This window comes from Microbacterium profundi (assembly GCF_000763375.1).
GTDB classification, from domain to species: domain Bacteria; phylum Actinomycetota; class Actinomycetes; order Actinomycetales; family Microbacteriaceae; genus Microbacterium; species Microbacterium profundi.
On sequence record NZ_JPSY01000003.1, the window covers coordinates 218,436 to 234,564 of the forward strand.

16 protein-coding genes and 1 other RNA gene are annotated in these 16,129 nt (G+C 66.4%); 6 read left to right on the top strand and 11 right to left on the bottom strand.

From position 1 onward, the window contains the following. Window positions 1–93: 93 nt before the first annotated feature. A complete protein-coding gene (locus tag JF52_RS0113735; RefSeq protein ID WP_033107152.1) occupies window positions 94–1,278 on the bottom strand; it encodes a RimK family alpha-L-glutamate ligase in 1,185 nt (394 codons plus the stop codon). Between the two features lie 17 nt (window positions 1,279–1,295). Between JF52_RS0113735 and JF52_RS0113740 the strand changes: the two genes are divergently transcribed. After that, complete coding sequence (locus JF52_RS0113740) at window positions 1,296–1,784, top strand: ATP-dependent zinc protease family protein (protein WP_033107343.1); 489 nt, start codon at window positions 1,296–1,298, stop codon at window positions 1,782–1,784. Window positions 1,785–1,813: 29 nt separating this feature from the next. Here JF52_RS0113740 and JF52_RS0113745 read toward each other — a convergent pair whose 3' ends face one another. Further along, window positions 1,814–2,209 (bottom strand): RDD family protein, encoded by a 396-nt coding sequence (locus tag JF52_RS0113745; protein WP_033107153.1) that lies wholly within the window; start codon window positions 2,207–2,209, stop codon window positions 1,814–1,816. 121 nt (window positions 2,210–2,330) lie between these two features. Between JF52_RS0113745 and glnA the strand changes: the two genes are divergently transcribed. Beyond that, on the top strand, window positions 2,331–3,755 hold the full coding sequence (glnA, locus tag JF52_RS0113750) for a type I glutamate--ammonia ligase (protein WP_033107154.1): 1,425 nt from the start codon (window positions 2,331–2,333) through the stop codon (window positions 3,753–3,755). Between the two features lie 87 nt (window positions 3,756–3,842). Further along, window positions 3,843–4,154 carry a DUF7882 family protein gene (locus JF52_RS0113755; protein WP_033107155.1) on the top strand — a complete coding sequence of 104 codons (312 nt, stop codon included), beginning with the start codon at window positions 3,843–3,845 and terminating at the stop codon, window positions 4,152–4,154. Window positions 4,155–4,160: 6 nt separating this feature from the next. On the opposite strand, the gene JF52_RS0113760 is transcribed toward JF52_RS0113755, so the two are convergent. Genes JF52_RS0113760 through JF52_RS0113775 form a run of 4 tightly spaced genes read right to left on the bottom strand, consistent with a single transcriptional unit; the run spans window position 4,161 to window position 9,676 of the window. Next, window positions 4,161–5,075, bottom strand: coding sequence for a diacylglycerol/lipid kinase family protein (locus JF52_RS0113760; RefSeq protein WP_033107156.1), 915 nt, complete (start codon window positions 5,073–5,075; stop codon window positions 4,161–4,163). 36 nt (window positions 5,076–5,111) lie between these two features. Then, a complete protein-coding gene (locus tag JF52_RS0113765; RefSeq protein ID WP_033107157.1) occupies window positions 5,112–8,087 on the bottom strand; it encodes a bifunctional [glutamine synthetase] adenylyltransferase/[glutamine synthetase]-adenylyl-L-tyrosine phosphorylase in 2,976 nt (991 codons plus the stop codon). 4 nt (window positions 8,088–8,091) lie between these two features. Next, on the bottom strand, window positions 8,092–9,429 hold the full coding sequence (locus JF52_RS0113770; protein ID WP_033107158.1) for a glutamine synthetase family protein: 1,338 nt from the start codon (window positions 9,427–9,429) through the stop codon (window positions 8,092–8,094). Between the two features lie 10 nt (window positions 9,430–9,439). Next, window positions 9,440–9,676, bottom strand: coding sequence for a hypothetical protein (locus JF52_RS0113775; protein ID WP_052167079.1), 237 nt, complete (start codon window positions 9,674–9,676; stop codon window positions 9,440–9,442). A 92-nt stretch (window positions 9,677–9,768) separates the two neighbouring features. Here JF52_RS0113775 and ppgK point away from each other — a divergent pair, with 92 nt between their 5' ends. Then, window positions 9,769–10,527, top strand: coding sequence for a polyphosphate--glucose phosphotransferase (ppgK, locus tag JF52_RS0113780; RefSeq protein WP_033107159.1), 759 nt, complete (start codon window positions 9,769–9,771; stop codon window positions 10,525–10,527). Window positions 10,528–10,575: 48 nt separating this feature from the next. Here ppgK and rnpB read toward each other — a convergent pair. From rnpB to JF52_RS0113795, 4 genes are all read right to left on the bottom strand, one after another. Further along, window positions 10,576–10,966: RNase P RNA component class A (gene rnpB / locus JF52_RS16645), an RNA gene on the bottom strand. Window positions 10,967–10,980: 14 nt separating this feature from the next. Beyond that, window positions 10,981–12,675 (bottom strand): bifunctional 3'-5' exonuclease/DNA polymerase, encoded by a 1,695-nt coding sequence (locus tag JF52_RS0113785; RefSeq protein WP_033107160.1) that lies wholly within the window; start codon window positions 12,673–12,675, stop codon window positions 10,981–10,983. After that, window positions 12,672–13,403: a zinc ribbon domain-containing protein gene (locus JF52_RS0113790; protein ID WP_033107161.1), complete on the bottom strand. Its 732-nt coding sequence runs from the start codon at window positions 13,401–13,403 to the stop codon at window positions 12,672–12,674. Before JF52_RS0113790 ends, JF52_RS0113785 begins: the two co-directional genes overlap by 4 nt. 41 nt (window positions 13,404–13,444) lie before the next feature. After that, complete coding sequence (locus JF52_RS0113795; protein ID WP_033107345.1) at window positions 13,445–13,822, bottom strand: YchJ family protein; 378 nt, start codon at window positions 13,820–13,822, stop codon at window positions 13,445–13,447. Between the two features lie 49 nt (window positions 13,823–13,871). Here JF52_RS0113795 and JF52_RS0113800 point away from each other — a divergent pair, with 49 nt between their 5' ends. After that, complete coding sequence (locus tag JF52_RS0113800; RefSeq protein ID WP_033107162.1) at window positions 13,872–14,711, top strand: aldo/keto reductase; 840 nt, start codon at window positions 13,872–13,874, stop codon at window positions 14,709–14,711. Between the two features lie 18 nt (window positions 14,712–14,729). Here the strand turns inward: JF52_RS0113800 and JF52_RS0113805 are convergent, their stop codons facing one another. Then, the gene (locus JF52_RS0113805) at window positions 14,730–15,521 is read right to left on the bottom strand and encodes an SDR family NAD(P)-dependent oxidoreductase (RefSeq protein ID WP_033107163.1); all 792 of its coding nucleotides are present in this window, start codon (window positions 15,519–15,521) and stop codon (window positions 14,730–14,732) included. 80 nt (window positions 15,522–15,601) lie between these two features. Between JF52_RS0113805 and JF52_RS0113810 the strand changes: the two genes are divergently transcribed. Beyond that, complete coding sequence (locus JF52_RS0113810; RefSeq protein ID WP_033107164.1) at window positions 15,602–16,096, top strand: MarR family winged helix-turn-helix transcriptional regulator; 495 nt, start codon at window positions 15,602–15,604, stop codon at window positions 16,094–16,096. Window positions 16,097–16,129 lie beyond the last annotated feature (33 nt).

The following is a 16,129-nucleotide window of genomic DNA, read 5'->3' on the forward strand; positions in this document are numbered from 1 at the left end:
GCTCAGGGACCGGCTCAGGCTCAGGGAGCGGCCCCGGCTCAGGGAGCGGCCCCGGCTCAGGGACCGGCCCAAGCTCAGGATCGACTGCGGCCGTCAGCTCAGCGGTTCCTTGGGCAGACGACGCACCTTGGCCCTGCGACGGCGGCGCTCGGGGATCATTCCGCGCATCTCCTCGAGCTTGCCGAAGCAGAGCAGCCGGTCATCGGCCTCGAGCACGACGTGCTTGCGCGGATTCGGGATGACGCTGACCCCGCGGTGCAGCGTCAGCACCGTGATGTCGCGCTCCCACAGGCCTGACTCCCCCAGAGTCCTGCCGACGAGCTCGGCGGCGTTGTGAACGAGCAGCTCGGCCACTCCGTACCCCGTCGAGACCGTCAATCGCTGGCGCACGTCGATCTCAGGGAATGCGACCTGCCCTGCGATGTGATCGATGATCGCGCCGGCGACATCCAGATTCGTCGCCTGCTCGATGCCCTGAAGGCCGGGCGAGGAGTTGACCTCCATCACCAGCGGTCCGTCGTCGCCCTCGAGCATGTCGACGCCGGCGACCCGCAGTCCCATGATCTGCGCAGATCGCACCGCCACCTGCTCGTAGGCCGGGTCGAGTTGCACACGCTCGACGCTGCCGCCTCGGTGCACGTTGGATCGGAACTCGTCGCCGGCGGCGACGCGGCGCATCGCTGCGACGACACGGTCGCCGACGACGAGCGCACGGATGTCGCGGCCCCTGCTCTCGGCGATGAACTTCTGGATGAGGACGTTCTGCTTCGTGGAATGCAGCGTCTCGATGATCGCCTCGGCGACCTTCACCTGCGGGGCGAGGATCACGCCGATGCCCTGCGTTCCCTCCAGAAGCTTGATGACCACTGGTGCGCCGCCGACGCGTTCGATGGCCGGACGCACGTCAGCGCGGTTGCGCACGAAAGCGGTGGCCGGCATCGCGATGTTGTGGCGGGAGAGGATCTGATTCGCGCGAAGCTTGTCCCTGGCGCTGGAGATGCCGTTCGCCGTGTTGGGCGTGTAGACGTCCATCTGCTCGAACTGGCGCACCACGGCGGTGCCGAAGTAGGTGATCGAACTGCCGATACGGGGCAGGATCGCGTCGTAGTCGCTCAGCGGACGGCCGCGGTAATGCAGGTCGGGTTCGTCCGCGGTCAGATCGATCGCGAACTTCAGCGTGTTCAGCACCTTGACGTTGTGGCCGCGCTGAAGAGCGGCCGCGCGGAGGCGCTGCGTCGAATACGCCTGCGGAGCGCGGGAGAGAACTGCGAGCTTCACGTATGTTTCCTGCCAAGATGTATCGAGTGACCAAGACATCTCATTCAAACACTCTTACGGGGTGGCGTGAATGGGTGAGCCTGCCCGACGCCGGCGTCGATTGGATCAAAGCCAAGGTCGACACCGGCGCGCGTACGTCGTCATTGCACGCGTTCGACGTGGAAGAGTTCGAGCGAGAGGGCGAGGCATGGGTGCGATTCAGGGTGAACCCCTGGCAGCACACCAACGCGGACGCCACGATCGTCGAATGTCCCGTCCATGACAGACGGGCGGTGCGCAGTTCCTCAGGACACGCGCAGCACCGGCTGGTCGTGCTGCTGGCGATCCGCATCGTCGACCAGCTGGTCATCTCGGAGGTCACGCTCAGCAATCGTGACGAGATGGGATTTCGGATGCTGATCGGTCGCGAGGCGCTGCGACGCGGCTTCATCGTGGACCCGGCACGCTCGTTCCTCGGCGGTCGTGCGCCGAAAGAGACCCGCCGGCGCAATCGCGGGCGCAGCTGACAGCGCCCGAGCGTCAGGCGCGGATCAGTTCAGGCGCGGATCAGTACCGTGCCGACGGCCTTGTCGTGCAGGCCGCGCTGATCCGGATCCCAGATGACGGCCGGGATCACGAGCACGAGCAGCAGTGTCCGCACGATCGGACGCCACAGCCCCACCCATCCGCCACCGAGCATGACCAGGCGCATACCCAGGATGCGGTGCCCGGGGCTGCCGCCTATCGTCGGGATGAACACGATCTGCACGACGGCGAAGACGACCAGCGTGGCGATCGCGTCGTACTGGAAGAAAGCGATCGAGATGATCACCGCTGCGGCCCAGTCGATGACGAGAGCGCCGATGCGCCTGCCGGCGCGAGCGATGGTGCGCGTACCGCTCACAGGGAGCCCTAGACGTTCGCCGGGGTACGTGTTCTCAGCATCCGTCACACATCCAGTGTATCGGCGGTCTGTAACATGGCGGAAACATAGAGGACATGGCCGGGTAACCCCTCGGACATAGCCTGCTTGCAGCCTTCAAGGCCCCGATCCGCATCATCTGGAGTGATAAATGTTCACCGATTCGTCCGAGGTTCTGAGCTATATCAAGGAGAACGACGTCAAGTTCCTTGACATCCGTTTCACTGATCTGCCCGGTGTCCAGCAGCACTTCAACATCCCTGCGTCGACGGTCGACGAGGCGTTCTTCACAGACGGCCAACTGTTCGACGGCTCGTCGATCCGCGGATTCGCCAGCATCCACGAGTCCGACATGCAGCTCATCCCCGACGTCTCGACCGCATACATGGATCCGTTCCGCGAGGCGAGCACGCTGGTGATGATCTTCGACATCTACAACCCGCGCACCGGCGAGATCTACTCGAAGGACCCGCGTCAGGTCGCAAAGAAGGCCGAGAAGTACCTCGTCTCGACCGGCATCGCCGACACCGCCTTCTTCGCTCCCGAAGCGGAGTTCTACATCTTCGATGACGTCCGCTACTCCGTGACCTCGAACTCGAGCTTCTACAGCGTCGACTCCGAAGAGGGCGCGTGGAACACGGGCCGCGAAGAAGAAGGCGGCAACCTCGGCAACAAGACCCCGTACAAGGGCGGCTACTTCCCCGTCAGCCCGGTCGACAAGACCGCTGACCTGCGCGATGACATGACCCTCAAGCTCATCGAGGCAGGCTTCATCCTCGAGCGATCGCACCACGAGGTCGGCACTGGCGGCCAGCAGGAGATCAACTACCGCTTCGACACCATGGTGCACTCGGCGGATGACATCTTGAAGTTCAAGTACATCATCAAGAACACCGCAGAGCAGTGGGGCAAGTCGGCTACCTTCATGCCGAAGCCGCTCTACGGCGACAACGGCTCAGGCATGCACACGCACCAGTCGCTGTGGAGCGACGGCAAGCCGCTGTTCTACGACGAGGCAGGCTACGGTCAGCTCAGCGACATCGCCCGCTGGTACATCGGCGGCATCCTCGCGCACGCACCGGCGCTGCTGGCCTTCACGAACCCGACGCTGAACAGCTACCACCGCCTGGTCAAGGGCTTCGAAGCACCGGTCAACCTTGTCTACTCGGCCGGAAACCGCTCGGCTGCGATCCGCATCCCGATCACGGGTTCGAACCCCAAGGCCAAGCGCATCGAGTTCCGCGCTCCGGATGCCTCCGGCAACCCGTACCTCGCGTTCGCGGCGCAGCTGATGGCCGGCCTCGACGGCATCAAGAACCGCATCGAGCCGCACGAGCCGGTCGACAAGGACCTCTACGAGCTTCCCCCCGAGGAGGCCAAGAACATCCCGCAGGTGCCGAACTCGCTGCTGGACTCGCTCGACGCGCTCCGCGACGACCACCAGTTCCTGCTCGAAGGCGGGGTCTTCACGCCCGAGCTCATCGAGACCTGGATCTCGTACAAGATCGAGAACGAGATCCTGCCGATGGCGCAGCGCCCGCACCCGTTCGAGTACGAGCTGTACTACGGGGTCTGACACCGCTCAGCACGTCCAGAAGAGCCCATTCCGCACCATCGCGGAATGGGCTCTTCTGATGTTCACGGGCGCGCGTTAAGGTGCAGTATGGGCAGACTCAAGTACGACCACACCGCCGAGGCGATCGGCATCGAAGACGAGACACTGGCACACCTGAAGGTCGTCGTGGCGACGAAGCTGCGTCGCCAGGAGAGCTTCATGATGACGTGGCTGCCCCTCGACGGCAAGCCCAGTGGACGGATGAGCGCGTGGATCCACCCCGCAGTCCCTCTGCTGTTCATCTTCGACAGCGCTGAACTGCCCCCGATCGACCCGAAGCGACTGGAAGAGACGATGCACGCGACCAACGCCACCGGCGAGCTGGTCCTCGACCATCTCGTCCGCGTGGAGGTCGAATGACGGCGTTCAGTGCACCCTGAGTGCGCCCGCCTGTACGCGCACCTCGAATGATGACACGTCACCCAGTTCCTCGCCGTCGACCTCGAAGGCCAGCGGCTGCTCGAGCTCGACGCTGATGCGCTCAGCGGTCAGGTGACGAGTGGATTCGGTGCTGACCGCGGTCTCGTCACGAGTGAGCAGGCGACGGATGCCGTTGTCCCAGACGACTGAGCGCACGGTGTCGAGCCACTGCAGTGCGCCGTCGGCGCTCACCAGCAGCAGGTCGAGCAGACCGTCATCGAGCTTGGCGTCCGGCAGCAGGCGTACCCCGCCCTGCACCATGCCGCAGTTGCCGATCAGCAGGGTGTGACCGCGCACCTCCTGCGCGTCTCCCCCGTCCAGCGCGAGCGTGATCCCGGTCATCTCGGTGCCGGCCATGGCGCGGCCCATCGCCTCGACGTACGCGAGCCAGCCGGCGCGGTCCTTCAGATCGTCGTCCGTCTCCACGAGCATCTGCGCGTCGATGCCGAATCCGACCATCACGGTGAAGGCGCGTTCCTCGCCGTTCATGCTCACCCAGCCGAGGTCGATCGTGCGGGGCTCGCCACGGCTGATCCGGGCCAACGCCGCGGGGATGTCGTCCAACGGCACCTCGAGGTTGCGGGCGAGCAGGTTGCCTGTGCCCTGAGGCACGATGCCGAGTACGACCTCTGTGCCGGCCAGCGCCTCGGCGACCGCACGCACGGTGCCGTCTCCGCCGACCGCGATCACGGTGCCGCATCCGGCGGCGACGGCTTCCTTCGCCATCCCGAGTCCAGGGTCGTCCTCGCTGGTCTCCCACCACTGCACGTCGCTGTCCAGCGCCTCAGCGACTGCCGATCGCAGTACGTCCTCATCGATCTTCGACGGGTTCCAGATGATGCCGATCTTCGTCGCTGTCATGTGCTCAGCCTGAGCCAGCGGAGGTGATTGCGCAACTCAGCCGTAGAAGAGGTTCTCGAACGCTCGTCGAGCGCGTCTGGTGACGCCGAGATAGTCCTCTTCCACGGCCGTGGCCGAGCCGTCCGGATAGCCGAGCAGATGGCCGAGTGCATCCAGTTCCCGACGGTCGGCCGGGAGCATGTCGGCGGTGTGCCCGGTGCGCAGCGTGATCGCGGAACGCAGCCGGCTGGCCAGCAGCCACGCCTCACGCAGCTTCTCCGCGTCGTCGGCCGGCACCAGCTCCGCATCCACCGCCGCGTGAAGGGCGTCCAGAGTGGATGTCGTTCGCAGCGCAGGCACGGCGTGAGCGTGCTGCAGCTGCACGAGCTGAACCAGCCACTCGACGTCGCTGAGCGAACCCGGGCCCAGTTTGAGATGTCGATGGGGGTCGGCACCCTGGGGAAGCCGCTCCCCTTCGACGCGGGCCTTGATCCGCTTGATCTCGCGCAGCCCCTGCTGGTCGACCTGTTCCGGATAGCGGATGCTGTCTGCCAGACTCATGAACTTCGTGATCAGCTGCCCGCTGCCGGCGACGCCGCGTGCGCGCAGCAGCGCCTGAGCCTCCCACGACACGGACCAACGCCGGTAGTACTCCGTATACGCGGCGATCGATCGCACCACAGGGCCCTGGCGTCCCTCAGGACGCAGGTCGGCGTCGAGATCGAGTGGCACACGGTGGTCGGTCAGATGCTCGCGGAGGCCGGAGACCAGCTGCGTCGACAATGTCTGCGCGCGCTGCGGATCGATGCCGTTCGCGTCGTACACGTAGAGGATGTCGGCATCCGACCCGAAGCCCAGTTCGGCTCCGCCGAAACGCCCCATGCCGATGACGGCGAAGTCGAGGTCGTCGTCCTCCGCGGGCACCACCTCGCGCCGTACCGCACGCAGTCCTGCCTGAATGGTCGCGTCGGTGATCGCGGTGAGAGAGGTCGCGATCTCTTCGATCGTCAGCACATCGAGCACGGCGCCCATCGCCGTGCGGAGCAGCTCGCGGCGCCGCAGCGCACGGACCGCCTTCAGGGCGGGCGCCACCGACTTGTGCCTCGTCTGGATCGCCCGAGCCTCTTCGTAGAGCTGAGACGCGGCGCGCGGGCGCAGCCGCTCGGGGCTGTCCAACCACGCGACAGACTCCGGGATCCACTCCATGAGCTCGCCGATGTACCGCGATGCCGAAAGCAGCCGCGTGAGGCTCTCGGCTGCGCCTGAGGAATCGCGCAGCATCCGGAGGAACCAGGAGGTGTCTCCCAGCCTCTCGCTGATCCTGCGGAAGGCGAGCAGCGCGTAGTCGGGGTCGCTGCCGTCGGCGAACCAGCGCACCATGATCGGCATGAGATGACGTTGGATCGTGACCTTGCGGCTGATCCCGGAGGTGAGCGCGCCGATATGACGCAGAGCGCCCGCGGCGTCGCGGAAGCCGATGGCGGCGAGACGATCATGAGCCTGCGCTGTCGAGAGCGTGCGCTCCTCTTCCGGCAGCGCGGCGACCGCGCTCAGCAGCGGTCGGTAGAACAGGCGGGTGTGGATGTCGCGCACCTCACGGCGCACACTCTCCCAGAGCGCCCAGATGCCGTCGCCGGTGTCGGCCAGTCCGGTGGCCCTGGAGAGGATGCGCAATCCGTCTGGCGTCCTCGGCATCAGATGCGTGCGGGAAAGCTCGCGCAGCTGCTGCCTGTGCTCCAGCAGCCGGAGCGTCCGGTAGTCGGATGCGAAGGTCGCGGCGTCCTCCCGGCCGATGTAGCCGCCCGCCACGAGAGCGTCCAGGCTCTCCAGGGTTCCTCGCGTACGCAGACTCGGATCGGTGAGACCGTGCACGAGCTGCAGAAGCTGCACGGTGAACTCGATGTCCCGCAACCCGCCGACGCCGAGCTTGATCTGATGCGTGGCGTCTTCAGGACCGATGTGCTCAGTCACGCGCTCACGCATCCGCTGCACACTGTCGACGAAGTTCTCGCGAGCGGCGCTCGACCAGATCTTCGGCTGCACGGCCTCGATGTATGCGTCTCCGAGGCCGGCATCTCCTGCGAGTGGCCGAGCCTTGAGGAGGGCCTGGAACTCCCAGCTCTTCGCCCACCGGTCGTAGTACGCGAGGTGCGAGCCGAGAGAGCGGACCAGCGCGCCCTGCTTGCCCTCCGGCCGGAGGTTCGCGTCGACCTCCCACAGCGGAGGTTCGACCTCGACGCCCTCCAGCCCGCGCATCGTCTCGATCGCGAGCTTCGTGGCGATGTCGATCGAGCGTCCCTCTTCGAGGCGTTCTTCGTCTGCCGTGCCACCGACGAAGATCACATCGACGTCGCTCACATAGTTGAGTTCGCGTGCGCCGGCTTTACCCATCCCGATGATCGACAGGCGGGTGAGAGCGACCTCCTCGCGCGGACGGGTGACGGCGACCCTGGTGCGTGCGACAGCGAGCGACGCCTCCAGTGCCGCGCCGGCGGCATCCGCGAGCGCAGCGGACACCGCAGCGATCCGCAACGCGGGTTCGGGCGCTGACAGATCGACGGCGGCGATCTCCGCCAGCGAGCGGCGGTATGCGATCCGCAGCGCGACAACTGCGGAATCGTCCGCGATATCGGCGAAACCGTCCTTCGCGCCCACTGAGTCGAGCAGGCGTTCCTGCAGCGTTGCCGCGCTCGGCACGAGTGGTCCGACCTCGGTGAGCACGGACAGTTGGTCCGGATGCCGGAGGAAGAAGTCGGCCAGACCACTCGATGCGCCGAAGACGCGCCAGCAGACGCCACGGGCTTCCTCATCGCGCAGCACCCGCTTCAGTGCGTCAGGATCGCGGCGCGCGACCTTGAGCATCCCACCGGCAGCGCCGTCGGGATCGGCAGCGACGACGCCGTCGACAAGTGTCGAGCGTTCGATGCCGGTCAGCGTCGACAACTCGTCGAGCACCTCGGCGGCAGCACTCAGGCCGGTGAAGCCGACCCGTGCCAGTGACGACAGTGAAGAGGTGGAGCCCGATCGAGCCATCGGCTCAGAGAAGCTCGAGGTTGCTCTTCAGCTCGAACGGGGTGACCTGGCCGCGGTAGGCCTCCCACTCCTTGCGCTTGTTGAGCAGCACGTAGTTGAACACCTGCTCGCCGAGCGTTTCGGCGACGAGCTCGGATGACTCCATGTACTCGAGGGCGTGGTCGAGGCTGGCGGGCAGTGAGGAGTAACCGAGCGCGCGGCGCTCAGCGTCGCTCAGCGACCACACGTTGTTCTCGGCCTCGGGCGGCAGCTCGTACTCCTCCTCGATGCCTTTGAGGCCGGCGGCGAGCAGCAGCGCGTACGCGAGATACGGGTTGGCTGCCGAGTCGAGGCCCCGGTACTCGACACGCGAGGACTGGCTCTTGTGCGGCTTGTACATCGGCACGCGGATGAGGGCGGAGCGGTTGGTGTGGCCCCAGGTCACGAAGCTGGGCGCCTCGTCGCCGCCCCACAGCCGCTTGTAGGAGTTCACGAACTGGTTCGTGACGGCGGCGATCTCGTTGGCGTGCTTGAGCAGGCCTGCGATGAAATGCCGCCCCGTCTTGGAGAGCTGGTACTGGGCGCCTTCCTCCCAGAAGGCGTTCTGGTCGCCTTCGAACAGCGACATGTGCGTGTGCATGCCGCTGCCGGGCTGGTCGCTCATCGGCTTCGGCATGAACGTCGCGTACACGCCCTGCTCGATCGCGACCTCCTTGACGACCGTGCGGAACGTCATGATGTTGTCGGCCATCGTGAGTGCGTCCGCGTAGCGCAGGTCGATCTCGTTCTGACCCGGCCCGCCCTCGTGGTGGCTGTACTCGACGGAGATGCCCAGGTCTTCCAGCATCCGCACCGAGCGTCGGCGGAAATCGTGCGCCGTCCCGCCGGGCACGTTGTCGAAGTATCCTGCGGAGTCGACGGGAACAGGGCCCTCGGGCCCGATCACCGATGACTTGAGCAGGTAGAACTCGATCTCGGGGTGAGTGTAGAACGTGAAGCCGGCGTCGGCGGCCTTGGCGAGCGTGCGCTTGAGCACGTGCCGCGGGTCGGCGACGGCGGGCTGGCCGTCAGGGGTGGTGAGATCGCAGAACATGCGGGCGGTCGGGTCGACCTCGCCGCGCCACGGCAGCGTCTGGAAGGTCGTCGGGTCGGGCTGCGCGAGCAGGTCGGACTCGTACGTGCGAGTGAGGCCCTCGATCGCGGAGCCGTCGAATCCGATCCCCTCGGCGAACGCGCCCTCGACCTCGGCGGGAGCGATGGCCACGGACTTCAGCGTGCCGATCACGTCGGTGAACCACAGGCGCACGAACTTCACGCCGCGTTCTTCGATCGTGCGCAGCACGAAGTCTCGCTGCTTGTCCATTCCCATATGCCTAGTGCTTCCCGTCCGCGTCAGTCGCCTTGCGCACGTCGGTCGCCTTGCGCCAGTCCTCGTCGATGGCTTCTTCCACTGCCCATGCTTCGGAGCGCGCACGAATCATCTCAAGCGCGTTGGCTGCGGCCTCTGCGGTGTCGAAGGGACCGATTCGGTCGACCGCGGGGGACTCGTAGCCGTGCTCAACCTGGCCAGTATTGGTGTTGTACCAGTACTTGCGCTCCCCGCTGGACATGTATGAATCTTCACCGTGAGACATGGCAGCTCCCTTCGTAAGCTTCTGTCACGATCCTACTGTCGTCCCGGGCGCTCGCTAGGCTATTGAGCATGGCAAAAGCGATCGGCGTCGACATCGGCGGCACAGGCATCAAAGCAGGCATTGTCAACCTCAAGAAGGGTGCGCTCGATTCGGATCGCGTCCGGGTGGACACACCCAAGGGCGCAGCGCCTGAAGACGTGCTCAAGGCCGTCAACGAGGTGCTCGACACGCTCGAAGTACGGGATTCGGATCTTCCTCTCGGCGTGGCCTTCCCCGCGATCGTGAAGAACGGCAAGACCCTGTCTGCAGCGAACGTCTCCGAGAAGTGGATCGGCTTCGAGGCCGAGAAGTTCTTCGAGGACGGTCTCGGCCGTCACATCACCTTCGTGAACGACGCGGATGCCGCCGGCGTCGCCGAGGTGCGACACGGTGCTGCGCGAGACGTCGACGGCCTCACGATCCTCGCCACGCTCGGCACCGGCATCGGCTCGGCGTTCCTTTACGACGGCGTGCTGCTGCCGAACACGGAGCTCGGGCACCTGCTCTACAACGGCACGACCATCAAGGACGCCTCCATCGAGACGTGGACGGCGTACTCGGCGATGGAGCGCGAGAAGCTGTCCTGGGAGGACTGGTCGGCGCGCCTGCAGGTGTTCTTCTCGCACGTCGAGTTCCTGTTCAGCCCTGATCTGTTCGTCGTCGGCGGAGGCGTGTCCAAGCACCCGGAGAAGTTCATCCCGCTGCTCGAACTGAACACGCCGATCATCCCGGCCATCCACCGCAACTCGTCGGGAATCATCGGCGCCGCCTCGCTCGCAGCCGACTGACACTTCGACAGGCTCAGTGACCGTTCGGTTGCTGAGCCTGTCGAAGCACGAATGGGCCGGCCTGTACGCCGGGTTCTGTTCCGGGGCCTCTCTCGAGGGATCCCTTCGACGGCCATCTCTCTCGGCGACACGTTGCCGTGCCGCTCCAGCGGTCTACCCGAGGACTCGGCGAGCCGCGTCAACATCCTCTGTCTGACCTTGCTCCGGACGAGGTTTACCTGGCGGGTCATGTCACCATGACCCCCGGTGGTCTCTTACACCACCCTTTCACCCTTACCGCTTCGACCCCTTCGACAAGCTCAGGGATCGACGCGGCGGTCTACTCTCTGTGGCACTTTCTCGCGGATTGCTCCGGGTGGGTGTTACCCACCATCCTGCCCTGTGGAGCCCGGACGTTCCTCGGTGCGGTCTCCCGCAACGCGGCCGTCCAGCCGACCCATTCGCACGTTCAGTCTACTTCTCCGCGGTCTGCACGATTCGCAGATCAAGCGGCACATCGATCGGGAATTCGCCGAACAGACGCCGGGTGGCCACGGCCGCCGCCTTGCGCACGGCCTCGGCCGCGGCATCCGCCGACTCGGCCGGCACATGCAGGATCACCTCGTCGTGCAGGAAGAACGCCAGATGCGCATTGCGAGCGAAGGGACCGGATGCCGCGGCCGCCGTCGTCGCTTCGGGAAGGCTGCGCAGCCGATGACGGATCTCCGCCAGCCAGATCAGCGCCCACTCGGCTGCGGTGCCCTGCACCACGAAGTTGCGGGTGAAACGGCCGCGCTCGCGCGCACTCTGCCGCGCGCGCTTCACCTCGACCGGATCGGCGTCGGCGCCGCTGGCCTCGCTCTGCGCCGCCTGCCATGCGGCATCGGGGTGAGGCGAGGAACGGCCGAGGTTCGTCGACACGACACCGCCGTCCTCTCCTGTGCGCGCCGCGTCGTCCACGAGGCGCATCGCCCGCGGATAGACCTTGCGCAGTCGCGGAACCAACCGACCGCTGTCGCCCGTCGTCGCTCCGTACATCGCTCCGAGCACCGCGTACTTCGCCTCTTCGCGCGTCGCCACCGCCCCTGATGCGACGACACCCGCATACAGATCGCGACCGCGCGCCGCCTCTGCCATGGCCTTGTCGCCGGCCATCGCCGCCAGCATGCGCGGCTCGAGCTGGGCGACATCCGCGACGACCAGCATCCAGCCCTCGTCCGCCTGCACCGCAGGGCGGAGGATCCGCGGGATCTGCAGCGCTCCCCCACCCGACGACGCCCAGCGGCCGGTGACGACCCCTCCGGGGATGTACACGGGACGGAATCGGCCGGCGTGCACCCATTCCGACAACCACGCCCAGCCGTTCGCGCTCAGAAGGCGCGAGAGCTTCTTGTACGCCAGCAGAGGCTCGATCACCGGGTGCGTGACCTCGCTCAGCTCCCATTGGCTCGTCGATTCGACGTTCACGCCCACACGGTGCAGGGCTCGGAGGAGTTTCACGTGACTGTCCAGATGGAGCTGAGGGTCACCGAGGTGGAAGCGCACCTTCTCTGCGAGCTCGGCCATGCGGGCGGGCTGTCCGCCGCCCGGCTGCCGCGGACCGAGCACGTCGACGAGGATGCGGTCGTGCGCCTCGCCATCCCACGGCAGTCCGCCCGCTCGCATCTCCTCGGCGATCAGCCCGCCGGCGGATTCTGCCGCGCACAGCAGCGGCAGTCGCCCCGTCTTGTCAGCGGCGATCACGCGGCACTGCTCGCGGTACTGCTCGAGGAGGTCGTCCACGGAATCGCCGGAGGGCCGCGCGAGCAGGTCGAACAGCGCCGGTTCTCCGGCATCGGGTTCGCGAGGAAGCCAGTCCTCCGACGGTGCGAGCGGGCGTGCGACACGATCGGTGTCTCGAAGGATCGCATGGCACAGCAGCAGGTCATGCGACCTCGTCAGGAAGACGCCGGCCGCCAGCATCCGGGGATACAGCTCTCTCGCGCTGCGGATCACCCAACGCGGCGATCTGCTCTGCTCGACCCCGCGCACCCAATCGACGAGGTCAGAACCCGCGAGCTCTGCACGTTCTCGTTCTTCGCCGCCGGGGTCGAGCTCGATGGCGACGTAGTCACCGCCGCCGGCGGACGCCAGCAGAAATCTCGCGTCCGATGCGGACGCCGCCTTCACAGGCCTGATTCGTCGGTGCGCACCAGGATGGCGCCGCACTCAGGGCACGACACGACCGCGTCGGGCGCGGCCTGGCGGACCTCTTTGAGGTGTGTTCCCGACAACATCATGCGGCAGCCCTCGCACGTGCCCCGGAGCAGCAGACCGACACCGATGCCGCGCGAGGCGCGACGATCGTAGTCCGCGACCAGCTCTGCAGGCATGTCTGCGGTGATCGCAGCGCGATCGCGGGTCAGGTGTTCGACCTCGGTCGCGGCAGCCGCCACCGCGGCCTTCGCCTGCGTGGTGAGCTCGGTTCCCTCTGCCGTGGTCACGTCGATGAGCGCCTGTTGCGTGGCGACGGCAGCCTCGGCTTCTTCCACGCGCGACATGACCTCGAGCTCCATGTCCTCGAGGTCGCTGACGCGCTTGGCGAGGCTCGCGAGCTCGTGCTCGAGGGCCTGGGCGTCTTTCGCGTTCGAGGACGCAGCCAACCGCTCCGTGTCGCGAGTGCGGCGCTGCTCGACGAGCTTCACGTCGGATTCCAACCGGGCGAGCTCCGTGCGAGCGTCGTCACGTGCACCCGTCAGGATCGTCAGCTCTCGAAGCTGCTCCTGGCGCTCCTTCGCGAGCTCGTTGATGCGGGGGCCCTGCGCCGGCGTCGTGCGCGCGCGCTCGGCCTGCTGGATGCGGCGATCCAGGTCGGCGACGTCGAGAAGGAGGCGCTGATGCTCGGGGGTGGCGTTCACATCTCCAACTTACCCGCGCCCGTGGACATCCGACGATCGCGTCATTCGACGGGCGCGCCGTCGACGTACGACCACATCCTGTCCTCACGCACGAAGCGGCTGCGCTCTTTCATCGACGCCTGTACTCCGCCCTCGCGGTAGAACGCCTCGAACGACACGATCCCGCTCGTGTCGAACGGACCGCCGGCCTCGGTCTCCAGGATGTCGAGCCGCGTCCAGCGGATGTCGGTGTCGAGTTCGAGATCTCTCGGCCTGGTCGACGGATGCCATGAGCGCAGCAGGTACGGCGCATCGCCGACCGCGAACGCCGTGAATCGCGACCGCATGAGGCGCTCTGCAGTCGGCGCGGTCGCTTCTGCGGCAAGCAGCGGAGCGCAGCACGTCTCGAATGTGTCGCCGGACAGGCAGGGACATCGCATGAGTCCATTGTGCCGCGTACGCTGATTCCAGACCTCGAAGGAGACCTCGATGACCGCTCTGCCCACGCGCACAGCCCAAAACGGCTTCACCCTTCCCGCCATCGGGCTGGGAACGTACCGCCTCAACGGCGCCGAGGGTGCGGCCGCGATCGCCGCAGGAATCGACGCCGGCTATCGCCTGGTCGATTCCGCGTTCAACTACGAGAACGAAGGCACGGTGGGCCGTGGCGTGGCGGATGCTGCGACGGACCGCGCAGAGGTCATCGTCACCACGAAGCTGCCCGGCCGGCACCACCGGGCGGAGAAGGCACGAACGAGCATCGAGGAGAGCCGATTCCGACTCGGGCTCGATGCCACCGATCTGCACCTCATCCACTGGCCGAACCCCAGTCAGGACGAGTATGTGCAGGCGTGGGCCGAGCTCGTGGATGCGCAGCGGCGCGGCGTGGTGCGACAGATCGGCGTGTCGAACTTCCTGCCGGAGCACCTCGAGCGGCTCGAGCACGAGACGGGCGTGCGCCCGGTCGTGAACCAGATCGAATTGCATCCGTACTTCCCGCAGGAGGAGCAGCTCGCCTATCACCTGGAGCACGGCATCATCACCGAGGCCTGGAGTCCCCTCGGCCGCGCGAAGGCACTGCTGGAGGAGCCGGTGATCGTCGAGGTCGCAGCGGCCCACGACATCTCGCCCGCGCAGGCCGTGCTCGCCTGGCATGTCGCGCGTGAGAGCGTGGCGATCCCGAAGGCGTCGTCGCTGGAGCACCAGCGCGCGAACTTCGCCGCAGCATCCGTCGTCCTGGAAGACGCCGAGGTCGCCGCGATCACTGCTCTGGGTCGGCCGGACGGCCGCCTCTTCGACGCCGACCCGAGGACGCACGAGGAGTCCTGAGCGCCGGCCACCCGGCGATCAGAGGATGGTCGTCAGCACGCCGCCATCTGCCCGCAGCGCCGCACCGTTCGTCGCGGACGAGAGCGGGCTCGCGAGGTAGAGCGCGAGGTTGGCGATCTCTTCGGGTTCGATGAACCGTTCGAGCAGCGACGTCCTGTTCTCGCCGATGATCGCCCTCTTCAGTCCGTCGGCCGGAATGCCCTGTGCCTGCGAGAGCACGGCCACGGTGTCGGCCACACCGTCGGAGTAGGTCGGTCCGCCCAGGATCGTGTTCACCGTCACCTCGGTGCCGTGGGTGAGTTTCGCGAGACCGTTGCTCAGCGCAAGCATCGCGGCCTTCGTGACGCCGTAGTGCACCATGTCTGCGGGGATGTTCACGCCGGACTCGCTGCCGATGAAGACGATGCGGCCCCAGCCCCTCTCGAGCATGCTCGGCAAGGCGTGACGCGAGAGGCGCACACCACTCATGACGTTGAGGGTGAAATAACGCTGCCAGTCATCGTCACTGATGTCGTTGAAGGAGGCGAGCTCGAAGAGTCCGACGTTGTTGACCAGGATGTCGACGGCACCGAGCTCTTGGACCAACTGTGCCGTCTGCTGCTCGTCGCCGAGGTCCGCGACGATTCCCGTGACAGCCGCGTCAGCATCCGGTGCCTTCAATCGACGGACCGCGTCGTCGACCTTCTCCCCGCTGCGGCCGTTGACCACGACCGACACGCCTTCGTCGAGCAATGCTCTCGCGATCGCGAAGCCGATCCCCTGCGTCGACCCGCTCACGAATGCTCTTCTGCCGCCCAGATTCAACTCCATGACACTCCTTTTACTTTCTCAGTCAAGTCATGTTGCATCATTTGACTTGACTGCGCAAGTCATTCGAGTAGTCTGCTGGCATGTCCGATCCTTCTGGCCGCGCAGTTCTCGACGGCGATGAACTGGAGACCTGGTCGTCTCTGGCCACTCTCCTGGAATGGCTGCCCACCGCACTCGATGCACAACTGCTCGGCGATTCGGAGGTGACGCACTTCGAGTACGGCATCCTGTACGCCCTCGCCGACGCTCCGGAGGCGACCCTTCGCATGAGTGTGCTCGCCGGCTTCGCCAACAGCTCACTGTCACGGCTTTCGCGGGCGGCCGCGCGTCTGGAGAAACGCGGCTGGATGCGCCGGAGTCCCGACCCGGCCGACGGTCGTTTCACGCTCGCGATCCTCACGGATGCCGGGCTCGCCAAGGTCGAGCAGGCGGGGCCAGGCCATGTGAAAACGGTGCGCCGACTGGTCGTCGACCCGCTGAGCCCTGCGCAGCTGAAGCAGTTGAAGCAGATCAGTCGTCGGATCCTCGGCGCGATCCGAGAAGACGAGGGCTGGCGGCCCGGCGTGGTTCGCTGACGAGACGGAATACCCGCAGACCGCTCTGCCTTG